We start from the raw sequence: 16,519 nt of genomic DNA on the forward strand, positions 1-16,519 counted from the left end.
ATCCGATGTGCGGAATCACCGGCTGGGTGTCGTTCCACCAGGACGCCCGCACCCAGGCCCCGGTCATCGAGGCGATGACCGCCACCATGGCCCGCCGGGGCCCCGACGCCGACGGCGTCTGGCTCGGCGCGCACGCCGCGCTCGGCCACCGCAGGCTGTCCGTCATCGACCTCACGGGCGGCGCCCAGCCGATGACCGACCCGTCCGGTGTCGTGCTCAGCTACAGCGGCGAGGTCTACAACCACCACCAGCTGCGCGCCGAACTGCGCCGCCTCGGCCACGGGTTCCGCACCCGCAGCGACACCGAGGTGGTCCTGCGCGCCTACCAGGAGTGGGGCGAAGGCGTCGTCGACCGACTGGAGGGCATGTACGCCTTCGCGATCTGGGACGAGCGCAGCGAGCAACTCCTGCTGGTGCGCGACCGGCTCGGCGTCAAGCCGCTGTTCTGGGCGCGGATCGACGGCGGACTCGCCTTCGGCTCCGAGCCCAAGGCCTTGTTCGCGCACCCCGAACTCGAGCCCCGCGTGGACGCGGACGGCCTGCGCGAGGCGTACAGCCTGCTGTTCAACACCGGCCCGACCGTGTGGGCCGGCGTCCGCGAGGTGGAGCCGGGCGGGCTGCTCACCCTCGGCCGCGACGGCATCACCGAGCACCTGTACTGGCAGCTTCAGGCCCGCCCGCACACCGACGACCAGGACACCACCGTGGAGCGGGTCCGCTCCCTGGTCAACCGCGCCGCCCGCGCCCAGTTGGAAGCCGACGTACCGCTGTGCAGCCTGCTCTCCGGCGGTCTGGACTCCACCGTCATCACCGCTCTGATCGCCGACGAACTGCGGCACAGCGAAGGCCCGCAGGCCCGCCTACGCTCGTACGCCGTCGACTACAGCGACCAGGCCGAGCGGTTCACCGGTGACGTGCTGCGCACCGGGCACGACGCCCCGTTCGCCGCCGAGGCCGGGGAGTTCATCGGCACCGAGCACTCCACCGTCGTCCTCGACCCGTACGCCCTGCTCGATGTGGAGCACCGCAGGGCCGTGGTCGTCGCCCGGGACTCGCCGATCGGAGTCGGCGACATGGACACCTCCCTCTACCTGCTCTTCGGACGGATCCGCGAGCACTCCACCGTCGCCCTGTCCGGCGAGGCCGCCGACGAGGTGTTCGGCGGCTACCCGTGGTTCCACAACCCGAAGGCACTCACGGCGCAGGCCTTCCCCTGGCTGCTGGTCACCGGCGACAACGCCGCGATGCCGCTCCACCCGGACCTGGCCGCCACCCTGCGCATCGGCGAGTTCCGCGCCGACACCTACCGCGACGCACTCGCCGCCGTCCCCCACCTGGACGGCGAGGACCCCGTCGAGCACCGCCAGCGCGAGATGCAGCACCTGTCGCTCACCCGCTGGCTGCGCCAGCTGCTGGACCGCAAGGACCGCCTCTCCATGGCCCAGGGCCTGGAGGTCCGCGTTCCCTACTGCGACCACCGCCTCGTCGAGTACGCCTTCAACGCCCCCTGGTCGATGAAGAGCTACGACGGCCGGGAGAAGAGCCTGCTGCGCGCCGTCGGCACCGGCATCGCACCCGAGTCGGTGCTGTGGCGGCCGAAGAACCACTACCCCGCCACCCACCACGCCGACTACAACCGCGGCCTGCAGCAACTCGCCCGCCAGGCCCTCGACGCTCCGCAGGTGCGCGACATCGCCGACGAGAGCGTCATCAAGACCAGCCTCGACACCCCTGCCGACCAGCTCCAGTGGGGTCACCGCCTGCGCCTGGAGCGGGTGGTGGACCTCGCCCTGTGGCTCGACCACCACCGCCCCTCCCTCTCCCTCTAACACCCGCGTCCGCCTCCGAAGGATCACAGGCATGACCTCCCCCGAGCAGAACACGCCCTCCCCGGGCCGTTGCCCCGTCACCGGTGCCACCGCCGACGAGCCGATACCGCTGTACGGCAGCGCCTACAAGAGCGACCCGTACGACCTCTACCGCGAGATGCGCGACGCCGGCCCCGTCCACCGCGTCCGCTTCCCCTCCGGGATCGCCGCCTGGCTCGTCACCGGCTACGAGGCCGCCCACCAGGCCCTGAACGACCCCCGCCTAGGCAAGAACCACGGCCTCGGCAACGACGACTGGCGCGCCCTCGCCTCGATCATGCCCGAGCCGCAGCACTCGCAGCTCCAGGTCCACCTCCTGCACCAGGACCCGCCCAAGCACACCGACATGCGCCGCCTCGTCCTCGACGCCTTCGCACCGCGGCGCATCGAGGCCCTGCGCCCGCGCTTCCAGGAGCTCGCCGACTCCCTCATCGACGCCCTGCCCGACGAGGGCGGCGCCGACCTCGTGCAGGGCTTCGCCGCGCACTACCCCTTCCAGGTCCTCGCCGAGGTCATCGGCCTGCCGCCCGAGCTCGCCGCGCGCTTCGACCGCGACTGGGGCAAGGTCGTCCAGCCCGTAGGTCCGGCCGACCCCGGCCGACCCGTCTACGAGGGCCGGCTGCGCGGCCTTCAGACGTACATCGCCGACGTCGTCGCCCACAAGCGCGAGCACTCGGACGACGACCTCCTCAGCCGCCTGGTCGTCGCCAAGGACCGCCGGGAGCTGAGCCAGGAGGAACTCGACTCGATGATCTTCCAGCTCCTGGTCGCCGGCCAGGAGCCCGTCACCAACCAGATCAGCACCATGCTGATCGCCCTGCTCCGCCACCCCGACCAGCTGGAACGGCTGCGCGACGAGGCGGAGCTGCCGCCCCGCGCGATCGAGGAACTCCTGCGCTACGACAGCGCGTTCGAACTCACCACCTGGCGGTTCTTCGCCGAGGACAGCGACCTGCACGGCACCCGCATCCCGGCCGGCGACTCCGTGATCGTCTCCCTGTGCGCCGCCAACCGCGACCCGGGGCAGTTCCCCGACGCCGACACCCTCGACCTGGATCGCACCCCCAACGCCCACCTCGCCTTCGGCCACGGCATCCACTTCTGCCCCGGCGCCGCCCTGGCCCGCGCCGAACTGCAGATCGCCATCGGCACCCTGCTGCGGCGCCTGCCCGGGCTGCGGCCCGCGGGCGACCTCGACGAGCTGGTGTGGATCCCGGCCGTCCTCGCCCGAGGCGTCAACAGCCTGCCCGTCGCGTACGACAAGCGCATCTGACACTCCGGCACCACTGAACCACTGAGCCCGTCCGTCCGGGCGCCCCGGCACCACCTATCGCCGGGGCGCCATCCCGCCATGCCCTCGTGGAGGAGAAGCATGCCGCCCGTCGGCACCAACACACCGCCCGCCCCCGGCGTCGAACGCGCCTGCGCCGCCGTCCTGGAACTGCTCCTGCCCCACCGCCGCGCCGCCGACCCCGGCACCCCTGCACCCGTCGAGGCGTTCCCCGAACAGCTCCGCCAGCTCGCCGACTTCGTCCGCACCGGCGATCCGATCGTCTTCACCCTGCCCGGCTTCCCCTGCAAGTCCCCGAGCCCCGCCAAGGTCCTCGGCCACCTCCCGGACGAGGGTGAGCGCCTCTCCCTCACCTTCCTCAACGAGCTGTGCGAGACCGTCGGGAAGGTGTACGCACCCGGCGCGCGGATGGTGATCTGCTCGGACGGCCACATCTTCGGCGACCTGATCCACGTCCCCGACCACCACATCGACGCCTACTCCGACGAGCTGGCCGCCATGATCCGCCGTGAAGGGCTCCGCCACCTCTCGGTGTTCGACCTGCGCGACGTCCTCGGCGACCTCCCCTACGACGAGAAGCGCGCCCGGGTCCACGCGACGTACGCGCCCACCGTCGAGGAACTTCGGGCCGAGGTGAAGGCCGACGACGGCACCCTCGCCCTCTACCGCGGCATCACCCGCTTCCTCACCGAGGACACCGTGGACTTCACCGGCACCAGATCCGCCCTCCAGCGCGAGTGCAGACAGCGCGCCTACGGCGTCATCCAGCGCAGCCGCGCCTGGGGCGACCTGATCGCGGAGCGTCACCCCCGCGCTGTCCGGCTCTCCATTCACCCCCAGCCGCGCGGCGCCGCCAAGTTCGGCATCCGACTGCTGGACGCCAAAGATGCCTGGACCACACCCTGGCACTCAAGTGTCCTGCACCGGCCCGACGGCGGCTGGGAGTTGATGCGGCGCTGCGAGGCCGAGGAACTCGGCAACCTCGTCCTGCGCAACGGCCGCCCCAGCCACTTCGAGAGCGCGTAGCAATGCGGAAGTCCCGGCCCCCGTCTGTGCTGTGGGGGTCGGGACTTCCGGGTGGCCGAGTGTTCACACCGGCGAGGCCGCCTGCGCGGACGAAGAGGCGGGCTCCCTGTGGTCGAAGGCGATCAGCGGGTCGCCGGTGAGCGGATGCTCGACGATCGCGGCCCGCACGCCGAACACCTTCGCCAGCAGCTCCGGCGTCAGCACCTCACGCGGTGTGCCGGAGGCCACCACCGCGCCCTCGTGCAGCACGTGCAACCGGTCGCAGAGCGAGGCCGCCGCGTTGAGGTCGTGCAGCGAGATCAGCGTCGTGCGGCGCTGGGCCCGCAGCAGCGCGAGGAGTTCGACCTGATGCTGGACGTCGAGGTGATTGGTGGGCTCGTCGAGCACCAGCACATCGGGCTGTTGGGCGAACGCCCGGGCCAGCAGCACGCGTTGGCGCTCACCGCCGGAGAGCGCCGCGAAACCGCGCCTTCCGTACCCGTCCAGGCCGACCTGCTCCAGCGCGGCGGCGACCGCCGACCGGTCGAGATCGTCATCCCCGGCGAACGCCCGCTTGTACGGGGAGCGGCCCATCGCCACCACCTCGCGTACGGTGAACTCGAAGTCGGATCCGCGCTCCTGCGGCAGCGCCGCAATGTGCCGGGCCGTCTCGGTGGTCGTCATGGAGCGCACGTCGCGCCCCGCGAGCAGCACTCGCCCCGCCTGCGGCTTCAGATGCCGGTAGACAGTGCGCAGCAGGGTGGACTTGCCGCTGCCGTTCGGGCCGACGAGTCCGGCGATCTCGCCTTCGGCGGCGATCAGGTGGATGCCGGAGAGCACGTCGCGTCCGGCGAGCGTGACGGTGACGTCGTCGATGGTGATTCTCAACTGCGCTCCAGGCGTCGGTCCAGCAGGTAGAGCAGGACGGGGGCGCCGAGCAGCGCGGTGACGACGCCGATCGGGACCTCCTGGGTGTCCAGGGCAGTGCGGGCGACGGTGTCCACGACGACCAGCAGCACGGCGCCCGCGAGCGCGGAGACGGGCAGCAGGCGGCGGTGGTCGCCGCCGACGAGCAGACGGCAGACGTGCGGCACCAGCAGGCCGACGAAGCCGATCGCGCCGGAGACGGCGACCAGGACACCGGTGAGCAGGCTGGTGACGGCGAAGAGTTCGCGGCGCAGCCGGGTGACGTCGACGCCGAGGCCGGCTGCGGTCTCGTCTCCCATCAGCAGGGCGTTGAGGGGTCGGGCGCGGGCCTGGAGTGCGAGCAGGCCGAGCGCCACGGCGGCTGTGGGGATGGCGAGTTGGCTCCAGGTGGCACCGCCGAGGCTGCCCATGAGCCAGAACAGGATGCCGCGGGTCTGCTGCTCGTCGCCGGCTTGCAGGACGAGGAAGCTGGTGAAGCCGGAGAGGAACTGTCCGATGCCGACCCCGGCCAGCACCAGGCGCAGCGGTGAGAACCCACCGCCTCGCCGGGCCATGGCCCAGACCAGGGCGAAGGAGGCTAGCGCCCCGGCGAAGGCGGCGGCGGAGACGCCGAAGCCCAGCCCCGTGCCGATGCCGGCGCCGAGGACGGTCACGGCGACGGCGCCCAGCGAGGCGCCGGAGGAGATGCCGAGCAGGTAGGGGTCGGCGAGCGGGTTGCGGACCATGGCCTGGACGGCGGTGCCGACCAGGCCGAGACCGGCGCCGACCACGGCGGCCAGCAGGGCGCGGGGGGCGCGCAGCTGCCAGACGATCAGGTCACGGGTACCGGGCTCGGGCGTGGCGCCGGTGAGTCTGCGGCCGACGACGGTCCACACCTCGGCGATGGGGATGTCGACGGCGCCGAGCGAGACGGCGAGGGTGAGGGCGGCGACGAGAGCTGCGGTGAGTGCGGTCGCGACGAGGCCGACCCGTGCGGTGCGCGCGGGCCGGCGGTCGGTGGCCGCAGTGGCTGCGGCCGTCATCTACTGCCCGTCCTTGACCAGGTCCGGGTGGATGGTGTGGGCGATCTGCTGGACGGTGTCGGCGTTGCGGACTCCGGCGATGGTGGTCACCTCGGAGCCGACCCGCAGGAAGTGGCCGTCCTGGACGGCCTTGAGGTCCTTGGTGGCGGGGAACTCGCGCAGGAACTTCTCCGCCTCGTCGAAGGCCTTCGTGTTGTCGGCCTCGCTTCCCTTGTTGCGTACGCCGAGCTGGATCCAGTCGGGGTTCTTGGCGACCACGTCCTCCCAGGAGACGGGCTTGAAGTCCCCGTCGCAGTCGGCGAAGACGTTGCGCGCTCCGGCCAGGGTGATCACCGCGTTGGCGACCTGCTTGCCGCACACCGCCATCGGCTGCTTGGTGCCGGCGTCGAAATCGAAGAAGAAGTAGGTGGGCCGCTTGTCCGCCGGCACCCCCGCGATGGCCGTCTTCACCTCGCCGACCTTCTTCTCCATCCCGGCCACCAGGTCATCGGCCTTCGCCGAGGTGCCGGTGACCTGTCCGAGGCGCTTGATGTCCGCCTCGACCTCGGCGAGGTCCTGCTGGGGTCCCTTGAGCATCGCCGCGCACGCGGTGGAGTGCAGGAAGACGTGCTTGATGCCGGCGGCCGCGTACTCCTGGTCGGTGGGTGCCGTGCCCATTCCGCCACCCATGCCGCCCACGCTCGCGAACGTGTCGACGTACAGGTCGGCACCGGAGCCGAGCAGCTTCTCCTTGGAGATCACCATGGTGCCAAGCACCGGCACCTTCGCGGCCTGGTCGGCGATGGCGGCCGGCAGGGTGCCCTTGCCGGGTGGGAACCCGGTGCCGATCACCTTGTCCCCGGCGCCGAGTTGCAGCAGCATCTCCAGGCTGGACGCGTTGCTGGTGACGATCTTCTTCGGCGCGGCGTCGAACGTCGTCTCCTTGCCCGCGCAGTCCGTGACCTTGACGGGGAACGCGGCAGCCGCGGCCGAGGCGGCCGGCGCGGCCGGGCTCGCGTCGCCGGACTTGGCACCGCCGTCACTGCCGCAGCCCGTGGCGAGCAGGGCGACCGCGGCAGCCAGGCCGCACAACACGCGAGAACGCATGGAACTCTCCTGAGGAAATCCGAGTGCACCGGGCCCGCCACTGCGGGCCCGGACCCAGGTAGTCGTTGAGATCGCCGATCGAGTTCCCGCGAATCCGGGACTTCTCGTTTCGGCCAGCCTCGGGACCGTTCTCGCTGCCGCGTCGCGCGCCTGATGAGCGCCGTCCTCAACCCCAGCGCTCCGCACCAAACGCACTTGTCGCCATCAAGGGATCGTCGCAACGCCGGTTGGGCGACAGGATTTCCCGCAGGACGTCCGCTGCGTTCTTCAAGGGCCATGGCACGGGCTCGCCTGCGCATCTCCGCCGGCAGCGGCTCCACCAGCAACGGCGGCACCGTCACCGGCACGTGCCCTTCCCCGTCTCGGCCTCGCGCTCGGCTCGTTTGCACAGGTCCAGGCCCCAGCAGCGCAGCACGTCCGCCGCGGTCCATGCCGCTCGGTGGTCGTCCAGGGATGCCCTGTCGGCGAGAGCGGTCAGCGTGTTCCGCACATCCCTGGGGGAAGAGGTCCAGGCCACCGTCCGGGCCGTAGATCGGGGGGAAGCCGCGCACCACGAAGGTGCTCTCAACGAGCGCGGCCGCCGGGTTGGCGACCATATCCGGCTCGAATGCCCGGGCGAGTTGGCCGAGTTCGTCCAGCGAGAGTGCCTGGGTGCCGAGGAGCGTGGTCGAGACGGCGGTCGTCGCGAAGTACCTCGCGGTGAAGGGCTCGTCGATGTCGTGCTTTGGTGTCCAGCTCGTCGAACTGGGTCGGCGGCCACTGGGAACCCGGCAGCGCGAACGATCCGGACGATGCCAGCGTCGATCCGGCGCATCCGGGCGAAGTCGCCGCCGATCCGCGCGCGGGCCGCCGTTGGCCGGCCCGGTATCGGCATCCGCGATGCTTTCGTGAGGACATCGCCGCCCGACTGCGGGACGTGTTCTCCTCTCCCGGCCGGCTCTGGACGGGCGCCGAGGCCGGTACGGAGTCTGTACCGGATATGCGGCAGAGCCGCCGGCTGTACAGACCCGGGGCGATCAGCAGCTCGGACGGGTTGGCCGTCGCGGCGGCGACCGCGGTGACCGCGTGGCCAGCGGCGGTGCGCCGGGGCGGGGTGTCGGGCTCGCGGTCGAGCCGGATCAGGGTGGCCTCCTATGGGGGCGGCTGCTCGGCGTCGCGAATGGCTTGGGCGGCGTTGATGAGTCCGATGTGGCTGAAGGCCTGCGGGAAGTTCCCGAGGGCCTCCCCTGTGACGGGATCAGCCTCCTCGGCCAGCAGGCCGAGATCGTTGGCGCAGGAAAGAGCGGTCTGGAAAACCTGCCGTGCGCGGTGGGTCCGGCCGGTCAGGGCGAGGGCGTGGGCGAGCCAGAAGGTGCAGAGCAGGAAAGCGCCCTCCCCTTCCGCGATCTCATCACCCAGGTAGCGGAGCACCAGGCCGTGCCGGTCGGTCAGGTGGGTGGCGATCGTCAGGACCGTGGACTGGATCCGATGGTCCCGCGCAGGCAGGAAGCCGACCATGGGGAGCATCAGCACGGAGGCGTCCAGTGCGTCGCCGTCGAAGGTCTGGGTGAAGGCGCCCACGGACGGGTTCCAGCCGCGTTGCTCAATAGCCTGGCGGATCTTCTCACGCACGTTCCGCCAGTGCGGGGTTCGTTCTTCGGCCCCCAGGGCTGGGGCCATGGCGATGGCACGGTCCAGGGCGACCCAGCACATCAGCTTGGAGTGTACGAAGTGCCTGTCCGGCCCGCGGATCTCCCAGATGCCCCGGTCGGGCCCGTTCCAATGGTCGGCGGCGGCTTCGGCTGCCTGGAGCAGAAAGACACGGGTTGGCGGGGCGATGCGGCCATCGGGTGGGAGAGTCTGGTGGGCGGCATCGAGCAGTTCGCCGTAGATGTCGAGCTGGCGCTGACGCCAGGCGTCGTTGCCGGTGCGCACCGGTGTGCTGTCGCGCCAGCCAGTGAGGTGGGGCAGGAGCCGTTCGCTGAGATCGCGTTCACCGCCGATGCCGTACATGATCTGCAGGTCCACGCCCCGATGGAGCTGGGTGGCGGCTGCCCGGGCGAGGAAGCCGAAGAACCTGTCCTTCTCCTTCTCGCAGGCCGCGGTGGCAAGCGCCTGCAGGGTGAAGCTGGCGTCGCGGACCCAGGTGTAGCGGTAGTCCCAGTTGCGTGTCCCGCCTACGTGCTCGGGCAGGGAGGTGGTGGGCGCGGCGACGATGGCGCCCGTGGGCGCGTACGTCAGCGCGCGTAGCACGCGTCCGCTGTGGCCCACCTCCTCCTGCCAGGGGCCGCGGTAGCCGACGTGGAGGTCGGACCAGGAACGCCAGCCTTCCCTGGTGTCGCTCAGCCGCCGTCGGATCCGCCACGGCCGCCAACACACGGGCTCCGGCTCCCAGGCCGGTCCGATGTGCAGGGCGAAACCGAGGCGGTCGCCCGTCCGCAGGGTGATCCGGCCGTGTGCGGTGGACCCACTCACCGTCAGATCGACGGAGCTGGACAGTATCAGCGTGTGCGCACCGCCGTAGGCGGCGAGCCCTCCGCGCACGGGCGAGATCACCGGGTGGATCAGCCCGAACTCGGGCCGGGGCGCGTACGTGATCTCCAGCGTCACCTGTCCCTCGACGCAGACGGCCTGCCGCAGCAGGACGCCGGGCGAGGCCGTGCCGAGCGCATGGCCGCGTTCCCGCCGTCCGAGGGCGAGCGCGTCGAGCAGCACCGCCGTTCCGCCGGGCGTACGGAAGGTGGTCTCCAGGACCATGGTCCCCTCCAGGTACCGGCGGCTCACGTCGGCCGGATCCACCGGCCGGACGGACCAGTGCCCGGCGTTCTCGTCGAGCAGCCGCGCGAAGATCGCCGGGCTGTCGAAGCGAGGCAGACAGAGCCAGTCCACCGAGCCGTCGGAGGTGACCAGGGCGGCCGAGCGGCAGTCGGACAGCAGAGCGTGGTCACCGATCGGCCGCATGCTCACCGGACACGGTTCCGGATGAGCGAGAGGAAGCGTCGTCGGCCGCTGACCCACTGGTCATCGAGCCGCAGCCCGAGCAGGTCGGCGGCCCTGCGGACGGTCGAGGCCCCCACCCGTGCCCAGGGAAACGGCGGGCCTCGGTGGCCGCGGGTGTCTTCCACCCACGCGATGCAGCGCTCGTCGCCGTCGCGCCGGTCGACCTCGATGAGCAGGACCCCGTCCGGGGCGGCGAGCTGGACGCAACGGCGCAGCAGGGCCTGTGGGTCGCCGCCGATGCCGATGTTCCCGTCGGCGAGCACCAGGGTCTGCCAGTCTCCCTCGTTCGGAAGCGGGTCGAACACCGATCGGCGCAGGGCGGCCGCGCCGACGGCGAGAGTTCGGGCGACGGCGCAGGGTGCGATGTCGATGCCGAGGGTGACGACGCCTCGGCGGGTGAGCGCCTGGGTGAGGCGGCCCGGTCCACAGCCGATGTCGAGGACGGGGCCGGTGCAGCGTTTGAGCAGGGTCTCGTCGGCCGTGCTGGGCTCCGTGTCCAGGCGGTGCAGCGTCAGTCGGGGGCGTTGCCCGTCCGCCTGCCGCAGGTACAGCGGCCCGCGGTCGGTGCGCAGGGGCTGCATGTGGGGATCGCCGGTCATTGCGGCTTCGGACGGGCGGTCCGTCGGGCGCGGCGCAGGTTGAGTGCGAAGGCGATCGCCGCCGCGCCGAACAGCACTGCGGTGATCGCCAGCCATCGGCCGAGGTAGACGTCTTCCGGCAGCCGTGTGTCGCCCTGGTAGGGGATCGACAGATTGAGGATCAGGGGAAACCACACGAGCAGCAGAACACCGGACAGGAAGGCGGGCACGCGCAGATAGTTGATCCACGGCACCACAGGAGTGCGTTCCGGGCGGTGGCGAAGCACGGACTGGGCCGAGAGGTCCGCGAGCGAGTACAGCGGGAGCAGGATCAGGTCATGGCCGATGGCCGCGCCGACGAACCAGATCGCCACCCCGAGCGGGCGCTCAGCGAACAGGCGCACCATGGCGTAGCCGGTGAGGGCGAACGAGCAGATCAGGACGAGGAGGTGCAGGGGCCCGGAGCCGTACCAGCGGACGAAGCGTGCCATGGTCAGGTCCTGAAGGTGAGTCGGTGCACCCACTTGGTGTTGTTCACGCCGGGGTTGGCGGGGACGATGATGCGGGCGGGGTATCCGTGGTCGAGTGAGAGGTCTGCGCCGTTGACGTGCAGGGCGAGCAGTGATCGGGGGTCGTGGATCTGGTTGCCCCGCAGTACCACCGAGGCGTAGGGGCCGGGTGGTTGGACGGATTCCACCAGGACGCTTCCGGCGTCGGGGTTGCCTGCCATGGCGGCGAGGTCGGTCAGCCGCAGGCCGCTCCAGTGCTGGTCGGGGGTGGACCATCCCTCCACGCAGGCGATCGGCAGTGCGGCGGCGTGCTGGGGCATCGCCAGGAGCTGCTCGCGGGTGAAGACCAGGGCCGGGCCCTGGCCGTGGACCTCCAGCCGCCAGCCCGGGCCGACATGCGCCGGGTTGATGCCGACGGCGGCGGCCGTCTTGTTGATCTGGAAGCCGTTCGGGCCGCTGCCCGGTTCGCGGTTGTGCGGCGCGAGCAGGGCGGTGCCGCGCAGCCAACCGCCGATGCTCTGTCCGGCGGTGACCACGAGAAGCAGCAGGGAGCCCGCCCCCACCATTCCCACCGCTCCGCGGCGGGTCATCGTCGGCGGCACGGGGGCGGTCGGCACCAGGCCGTCGGGGTCGGGCGGCTCGGGCCGGGTGTGGGCGAGGTCGGTGCGCAGTTCGGCGGCCAGGCCGCGGGAGCGCAGGGCGCGGCTCATCCGGCCGAGTTTGAGGCACACGTGGACGACGAAGGCGGCGATGAACACCCAGGCGCCGTAGAAGTGCAGGGTGTAGAAGGAGCCGGGGAAGACGTAGTACAGCTGGATGTTGAGGATGCCGGTGACGAATTCGAAGATGACCCCGCCGACCAGCATCAGCAGGGACAGCCGTTCCAGTCCGTGGGCGACGCTGCGGACCGGCAGCCACTCGAACAGCTTCGGGATCACCGACCACAACTTGGCCAGCAGCACCGGCACCAGGACCACGCCGAGCGTCACGTGCACGCCCTGGGTCAGCCGGTACAGCCAGTACGGATGCGTGGGCCAGTCGAAGAGGTAGAAGCCCAGCGCGCCCTTGTCCTGGGTCTGGTCGTTGAGTGCGCCAAGACCGGGGTTGTAGGCGGCGTAGGACAGGGCGCCGGTGACGAAGAGCAGCGGGATGCCGATCAGCAGCACGAGGCCGAACATGGAGGTCAGCCAGGGCCCGCGGATAGGGCTGCGCCAGAAGCCGGGACGGAACGGCCCCGGGGGCGGAGGAATCTGCTCGACCCGCCGCACGAGGGCCCGGGTACGAGCGGCCGCCTTGGCGGCCCGAGCCGCCGCGGCGGCGCGAACGCGTTCGACGCGCCGCGGCGCGTGTTTCTCGTCCGATCTCGGGCGTTGCGGGCCGCCGGAGCTTGAGGTGCCAGGAGGCCCTCCGCCACTGTCCATCGGCTGCCTCCGCTGTCCCCGGGCCGACTTTCAGAGGGGGAATCGAACCCCGCCGCGCCGTCAGTGCTGGTCAAGTCGTCAACTACAGCCTGGCACGGACCGGGTCGGCTGTCCGCGTCTGGCGAGCATGTGGGTGTCCGTTGCCAGCCGAACGGTCGAACCGGCGCTCCGCACGGCTCGACGGGTCCCCGCACGGTGGGGTCAGGGGATGTGTAGCGGGCGGTTTCGGCGTCGTAGTAGCGGTTGAGGTTGTAGTGGAGGCGGGTTTCGGGGTCGAATCACTGGCCGGGAAACCGCGGCGGGGTGTAGGTGGTGTTGTCGTGTGGCCGGGCGGAGTTACCCCAAGGGGTGGGAACGGTGCGCCAGGCGACGCTGTCGCTGGCGGGGTCCAGGAGTTCGGCGGGAGTGCCGACGAGGTCGGTGATGATGGCGAAGAACCGGCGGTCGACCGTACGCGGCGGCTTCGTCCACGTACCCGCGCTGCCGGAGCAGGTCCTGGACCGGGCGGTGCCGTCGCTGCCCGCCGCCGCCGTCGCGACCGGACTGCGCGCGCTGCTCACCGCCGCCGCCACCCACCGCACCGACCCGCGGGTCTCCGAGGGGACCGAGCACTGACGGATCACCCGGTCGGCCCAGCGCCGGTCGCGGCCGGCCGGGCACCTCCCTACCGTCGGAGGGAGCCAGGCGCGGCCGTCGGTATGCGATGCCAGCCAGGTCGTGCCGGAAGGGAGCGAACCCATGCGTCCGGTGAAGATCACAGCCATTACGGTGGCAGCGGGTGCCGTACTGGGCCTGACCACCTCGGCGGCAGTCTCGGCCAACAGCCCCACCGCCACGCCGTCGCCGACCGCCACCGCCTCGCCCACCGCCACGCCATCGCCGACCGCGTCGCCGTCGCCGACCGCCACGCCATCGGCTTCCACCTCGGCCAAGCCGAGCCTGAGGGCGGCGGCGGCACCCAGGACCGCCCGCACCGATCAGACCGTGACACTGTTGCTGCGCGGTTGCCGGAACCCCAAGAAGGGCGGAACGGCCGAGGGCGCGCCGATCAGCAAGGGCTCCAAGGAACGGGCCCCGATCGGGGTCACGAAACTGGCCCCCGGCCAGCGCGGCAGCACCCTTGTCGGCACCGCCAAGCTCACCAACGTCAAGAGCGGTGGCACCTACGACATCTCCTTCTTCTGCACATCCGACCCGAAGACGGTGGTCAAGGCCACCCTCAGGGTCAAGTAGCGCCGGTCTGACGAGCCGGTGGACCGCGCCCCTTGGGGCGAGGGCCACCGGCTCCGCCGTGTCCGTGAGTTCACGGTGACGGTGGATCAACCAGTCCGGAAGACACGGCGTTTCACCTCTCGCTCGGCACCCGCCGTAGTATTTCCGTTCCAGCAGAGCAGAAGGAGTCCTCGTGCTCATCCGCCGCATTCGGCGAAACGCGGAGCGGACGGCCTTGGCCGCCGCCGCCCTCGCCACCGTACTGGCACTGCAGTGCGGCACCGCCACCGCCACCGCCACCGCGGCGCCGGTCCAGCCGTCCGGCCCGTCCCGGTCCGCCCCCGTCGGCGACAGGGACCAGGCCGCCCGGCAGGTGCGGATCACCGAGGGCCGGGTGGCCGAGGCCGGCCGGGGCGGCAGCATCCTGTACCCCGGCGTCACCAGCTGTCTGACCGTCACCGTCCGGCTGCGGGACGGCGGGCTGGTGGGAGCGCACGCCAGTCTGTTCCAGGTGCCCGGCGCGTACCGGTCGGACCGGATCCTCCCCGCCCTGCGCCGACGGGTCGGCGAGCGGCGGGTGAGCGCAGTGGAGGTCAGGGGTGCCGTCGGCGCCTGGGACCCAAGCTACCTGACCAGGGCGATCGAGAGCTACGGCCCGGGCGAGGAGGTGCCCTACCCCACCGGGCCCGACTCCGACGGCATCGCCCGGGCCGTGGCGCAGGCGCTCGGCGAGCCGTCGGCGAAGGTCACCGTCCAGGACCTCCCCGACGGGGACATCACGGTCCGCTGACCCGCACCTCCGTACCGGCCCGCTCCGCGCGGCCTTCCCCGGTCGTCACCGATCTGCGGGCCGGTCCCGCTCCTCGTCTCGGACCGGGTGCGGTACGAAGGTGCCCGCGTTCTCGTCGACCAGCAGTGGTCGTCCGATCTGCGGTGCGGCGCGCTGCGGGCAGGCGGGGCGTTCGCAGACCCGGCAGCCGAGGCCGATCGGGGTGGCCGCCGACTCGTCGTCGAGGTCGCGGCCGGCGGAGTACACCAGCCGTTCGCGCAGCCCAAGGATTGATGTCCTGTTGCGCCGCGATTGGCGGGCGCGCCGCGTCCGGTCGCCCGAGGAACAGGATCCGTAGCTCACGCGTCGGCCTCTCCGGCCTGGTTCCGGAGAGGCCGACGGCCACGGCCTCGACCGTCCGAGGCATGTGGCCGGCATGGAGCGCCATGCCGAGCGTGAGCAGGGCGCCCGCGCCCAGGCCCTGCACCGCACGGGAGACGATCAGCGCCGTCATGGACCCCGACAGACCGCAGGCGAGCGAGCCGAGCAGGAACAGGGTGAGCCCGGTGAGCAGCAGTCGGCGCCGCCCCTGCAGATCGGAGAGCCGGCCGTAGATCGGCACACCGACCGAGGAGGTGAGCAGGTACGCGGTGACCAGCCAGACGTACCAGGAGTCGCCGCCACCGATCTGTCGAACGATCCGTGGCAGGGCGGTGCCGACCACGGTGCCGTCCAGCATGGCCAGGAAGGCGCAGCCCAGTAAGGAGAGGGTGATCAACCGGCGGCGGGCGGGCGCCAGCTCGCCGTAGGGATCGGGTGTGGTCATCGGGCCTTCCCGGTGGTGGGGGCGGGCGTGGTGAGCGCGCCGTGCAGGAAGAGGTCGACGAGTTCCTCGGCGGTCAGCGGGGGATGCGTGACCGCGCGGCCGGTGGACATCAGGAGCAGCTGGAAGGCGTTGGCGAGCCGTTCCGGGCTCAGGCGCAGGGTGTCCCGGTCCGGTTCGAACAGCGCGGCCAGGGCGGCGCGCGGCCCGGCCAGCGCCGCCGAACGGTCCGGCGGGGCCTCGCCCGGCTTGCCGGGCGGCATGGTGCGTTCGAAGCGTCCGGCCGCGGCCAGGGCGCCGGCAACGGTCGCGATCCGGGCCATGTGGCCGTGCATCACCTCGGCGGCCTCGATGAGTCGGGCGGCGAGCGGCTGGTCGAGCGGGATCGCCGCCAGGTGGGCGACGGCCTCATCGGACCGCAGGGCTTCGGCCATGCAAGCGGCGAGCAGTGCGTCCTTGTCGGCGAAGACCCGGAAGATCGTCCCCTCGCCGATGCCGGCAGCACGGGCGATCTTCGCCGTGGTCACGGAGGCCCCGTACTCGATCACGAGGGGCAGGGCGGCGGCGACGATCATCGCGCGGCGCTGGTCGGGCTCCATCGCGGGTGCGCGACGCCGGGGAGACGGCTTGTTCGAAGGTGTCTCTGTCATGCTTCGAATGTACGGAGTGAGCACTCACTCCGTCAATGGGATTTGTAGGGACAGCGGCACCGGGCCGGCCCGGCCATCCCAGACGGACCCTCAACGGGGCCTCTTGGGAGCAGAGTTGAAGCCACTGCCGTTGCAGGCGACTTGGCGCGCACCCGATCAGGCGGGGCTCGGGGCAGAACACCGCCGGCTGCCGGACTCGGCTGCCGCAGCCGACCTCCGCCGTCGCTGCCCGGGCATCAATTCGCAAGTCAGGAAAGGTAATTGATTCGACCTGAACCAGACCCCCGCCCCGCCGGGGCCACACCGCCTTGCTGCCCGAGCACCGGTCCCCCGGGGCCCACGCAGCGCCCGGGACTGACCGGCATGCTCACGGCAGATG

Annotated in this window: 15 protein-coding genes and 2 pseudogenes; 6 read left to right on the forward strand and 11 right to left on the reverse strand. The window is 71.5% G+C overall.

The window, feature by feature from the left end; genetic code table 11:
- The first annotated feature begins 5 nt into the window (after positions 1 to 5).
- From asnB to ABD369_RS10835, 3 genes are all read left to right on the forward strand, one after another.
- A complete protein-coding gene (asnB, locus tag ABD369_RS10825; protein WP_344636093.1) occupies positions 6 to 1,829 on the forward strand; it encodes an asparagine synthase (glutamine-hydrolyzing) in 1,824 nt (607 codons plus the stop codon).
- Between the two features lie 31 nt (positions 1,830 to 1,860).
- On the forward strand, positions 1,861 to 3,141 hold the full coding sequence (locus tag ABD369_RS10830; RefSeq protein WP_344636094.1) for a cytochrome P450 family protein: 1,281 nt from the start codon (positions 1,861 to 1,863) through the stop codon (positions 3,139 to 3,141).
- 99 nt (positions 3,142 to 3,240) lie between these two features.
- Positions 3,241 to 4,185 carry an L-tyrosine/L-tryptophan isonitrile synthase family protein gene (locus tag ABD369_RS10835; protein WP_344636095.1) on the forward strand — a complete coding sequence of 315 codons (945 nt, stop codon included), beginning with the start codon at positions 3,241 to 3,243 and terminating at the stop codon, positions 4,183 to 4,185.
- Between the two features lie 63 nt (positions 4,186 to 4,248).
- Here ABD369_RS10835 and ABD369_RS10840 read toward each other — a convergent pair whose 3' ends face one another.
- From ABD369_RS10840 to ABD369_RS10875, 8 genes are all read right to left on the reverse strand, one after another.
- Positions 4,249 to 5,052 (reverse strand): ABC transporter ATP-binding protein, encoded by an 804-nt coding sequence (locus tag ABD369_RS10840; RefSeq protein ID WP_344636096.1) that lies wholly within the window; start codon positions 5,050 to 5,052, stop codon positions 4,249 to 4,251.
- On the reverse strand, positions 5,049 to 6,113 hold the full coding sequence (locus ABD369_RS10845; protein WP_344636097.1) for a FecCD family ABC transporter permease: 1,065 nt from the start codon (positions 6,111 to 6,113) through the stop codon (positions 5,049 to 5,051). Before ABD369_RS10845 ends, ABD369_RS10840 begins: the two co-directional genes overlap by 4 nt.
- Positions 6,114 to 7,199: an ABC transporter substrate-binding protein gene (locus ABD369_RS10850; protein ID WP_344636098.1), complete on the reverse strand. Its 1,086-nt coding sequence runs from the start codon at positions 7,197 to 7,199 to the stop codon at positions 6,114 to 6,116.
- A gap of 337 nt (positions 7,200 to 7,536) precedes the next feature.
- The gene (locus ABD369_RS10855; RefSeq protein WP_344636099.1) at positions 7,537 to 7,716 is read right to left on the reverse strand and encodes a hypothetical protein; all 180 of its coding nucleotides are present in this window, start codon (positions 7,714 to 7,716) and stop codon (positions 7,537 to 7,539) included.
- Positions 7,717 to 8,330: 614 nt separating this feature from the next.
- The gene (locus ABD369_RS10860) at positions 8,331 to 10,139 is read right to left on the reverse strand and encodes a glycoside hydrolase family 15 protein (RefSeq protein WP_344636190.1); all 1,809 of its coding nucleotides are present in this window, start codon (positions 10,137 to 10,139) and stop codon (positions 8,331 to 8,333) included.
- 2 nt (positions 10,140 to 10,141) lie between these two features.
- Complete coding sequence (locus tag ABD369_RS10865) at positions 10,142 to 10,777, reverse strand: class I SAM-dependent methyltransferase (protein WP_344636100.1); 636 nt, start codon at positions 10,775 to 10,777, stop codon at positions 10,142 to 10,144.
- Positions 10,774 to 11,247 (reverse strand): hypothetical protein, encoded by a 474-nt coding sequence (locus ABD369_RS10870; protein WP_344636101.1) that lies wholly within the window; start codon positions 11,245 to 11,247, stop codon positions 10,774 to 10,776. The genes ABD369_RS10865 and ABD369_RS10870 overlap by 4 nt, the downstream gene beginning before the upstream one ends.
- Before the next feature lie 2 nt (positions 11,248 to 11,249).
- A complete protein-coding gene (locus ABD369_RS10875; RefSeq protein WP_344636102.1) occupies positions 11,250 to 12,443 on the reverse strand; it encodes a molybdopterin-dependent oxidoreductase in 1,194 nt (397 codons plus the stop codon).
- 669 nt (positions 12,444 to 13,112) lie between these two features.
- On the opposite strand from ABD369_RS10875, the gene ABD369_RS10885 reads away from it, so the two are divergent.
- The 3 genes from ABD369_RS10885 (at position 13,113) to ABD369_RS10895 (ending at position 14,688) form a co-directional block, all read left to right on the forward strand.
- A complete protein-coding gene (locus tag ABD369_RS10885) occupies positions 13,113 to 13,301 on the forward strand; it encodes a pyroglutamyl-peptidase I family protein (protein WP_344636103.1) in 189 nt (62 codons plus the stop codon).
- Between the two features lie 123 nt (positions 13,302 to 13,424).
- Positions 13,425 to 13,919, forward strand: coding sequence for a hypothetical protein (locus ABD369_RS10890; RefSeq protein ID WP_344636104.1), 495 nt, complete (start codon positions 13,425 to 13,427; stop codon positions 13,917 to 13,919).
- A 172-nt stretch (positions 13,920 to 14,091) separates the two neighbouring features.
- Entirely contained in the window at positions 14,092 to 14,688 is a 597-nt protein-coding gene (locus ABD369_RS10895) for a hypothetical protein (RefSeq protein ID WP_344636105.1), read from the forward strand.
- A gap of 45 nt (positions 14,689 to 14,733) precedes the next feature.
- Here ABD369_RS10895 and ABD369_RS10900 read toward each other — a convergent pair.
- The 3 genes and pseudogenes from ABD369_RS10900 to ABD369_RS10910 all read right to left on the reverse strand — a co-directional run.
- Positions 14,734 to 14,940: pseudogene (locus ABD369_RS10900) on the reverse strand (short-chain fatty acyl-CoA regulator family protein); the annotation flags it as partial.
- A gap of 127 nt (positions 14,941 to 15,067) precedes the next feature.
- Positions 15,068 to 15,493 (reverse strand): annotated as a pseudogene (locus ABD369_RS10905) (MFS transporter); the annotation flags it as partial.
- A complete protein-coding gene (locus ABD369_RS10910) occupies positions 15,490 to 16,140 on the reverse strand; it encodes a TetR/AcrR family transcriptional regulator (protein WP_344636106.1) in 651 nt (216 codons plus the stop codon). The gene ABD369_RS10910 and the pseudogene ABD369_RS10905, both read right to left, overlap by 4 nt.
- Between the last annotated feature and the right edge of the window lie 379 nt (positions 16,141 to 16,519).

It is taken from the genome of Kitasatospora cystarginea (assembly GCF_039533515.1).
In the GTDB taxonomy this organism is placed as follows: Bacteria; Actinomycetota; Actinomycetes; order Streptomycetales; family Streptomycetaceae; genus Kitasatospora; species Kitasatospora cystarginea.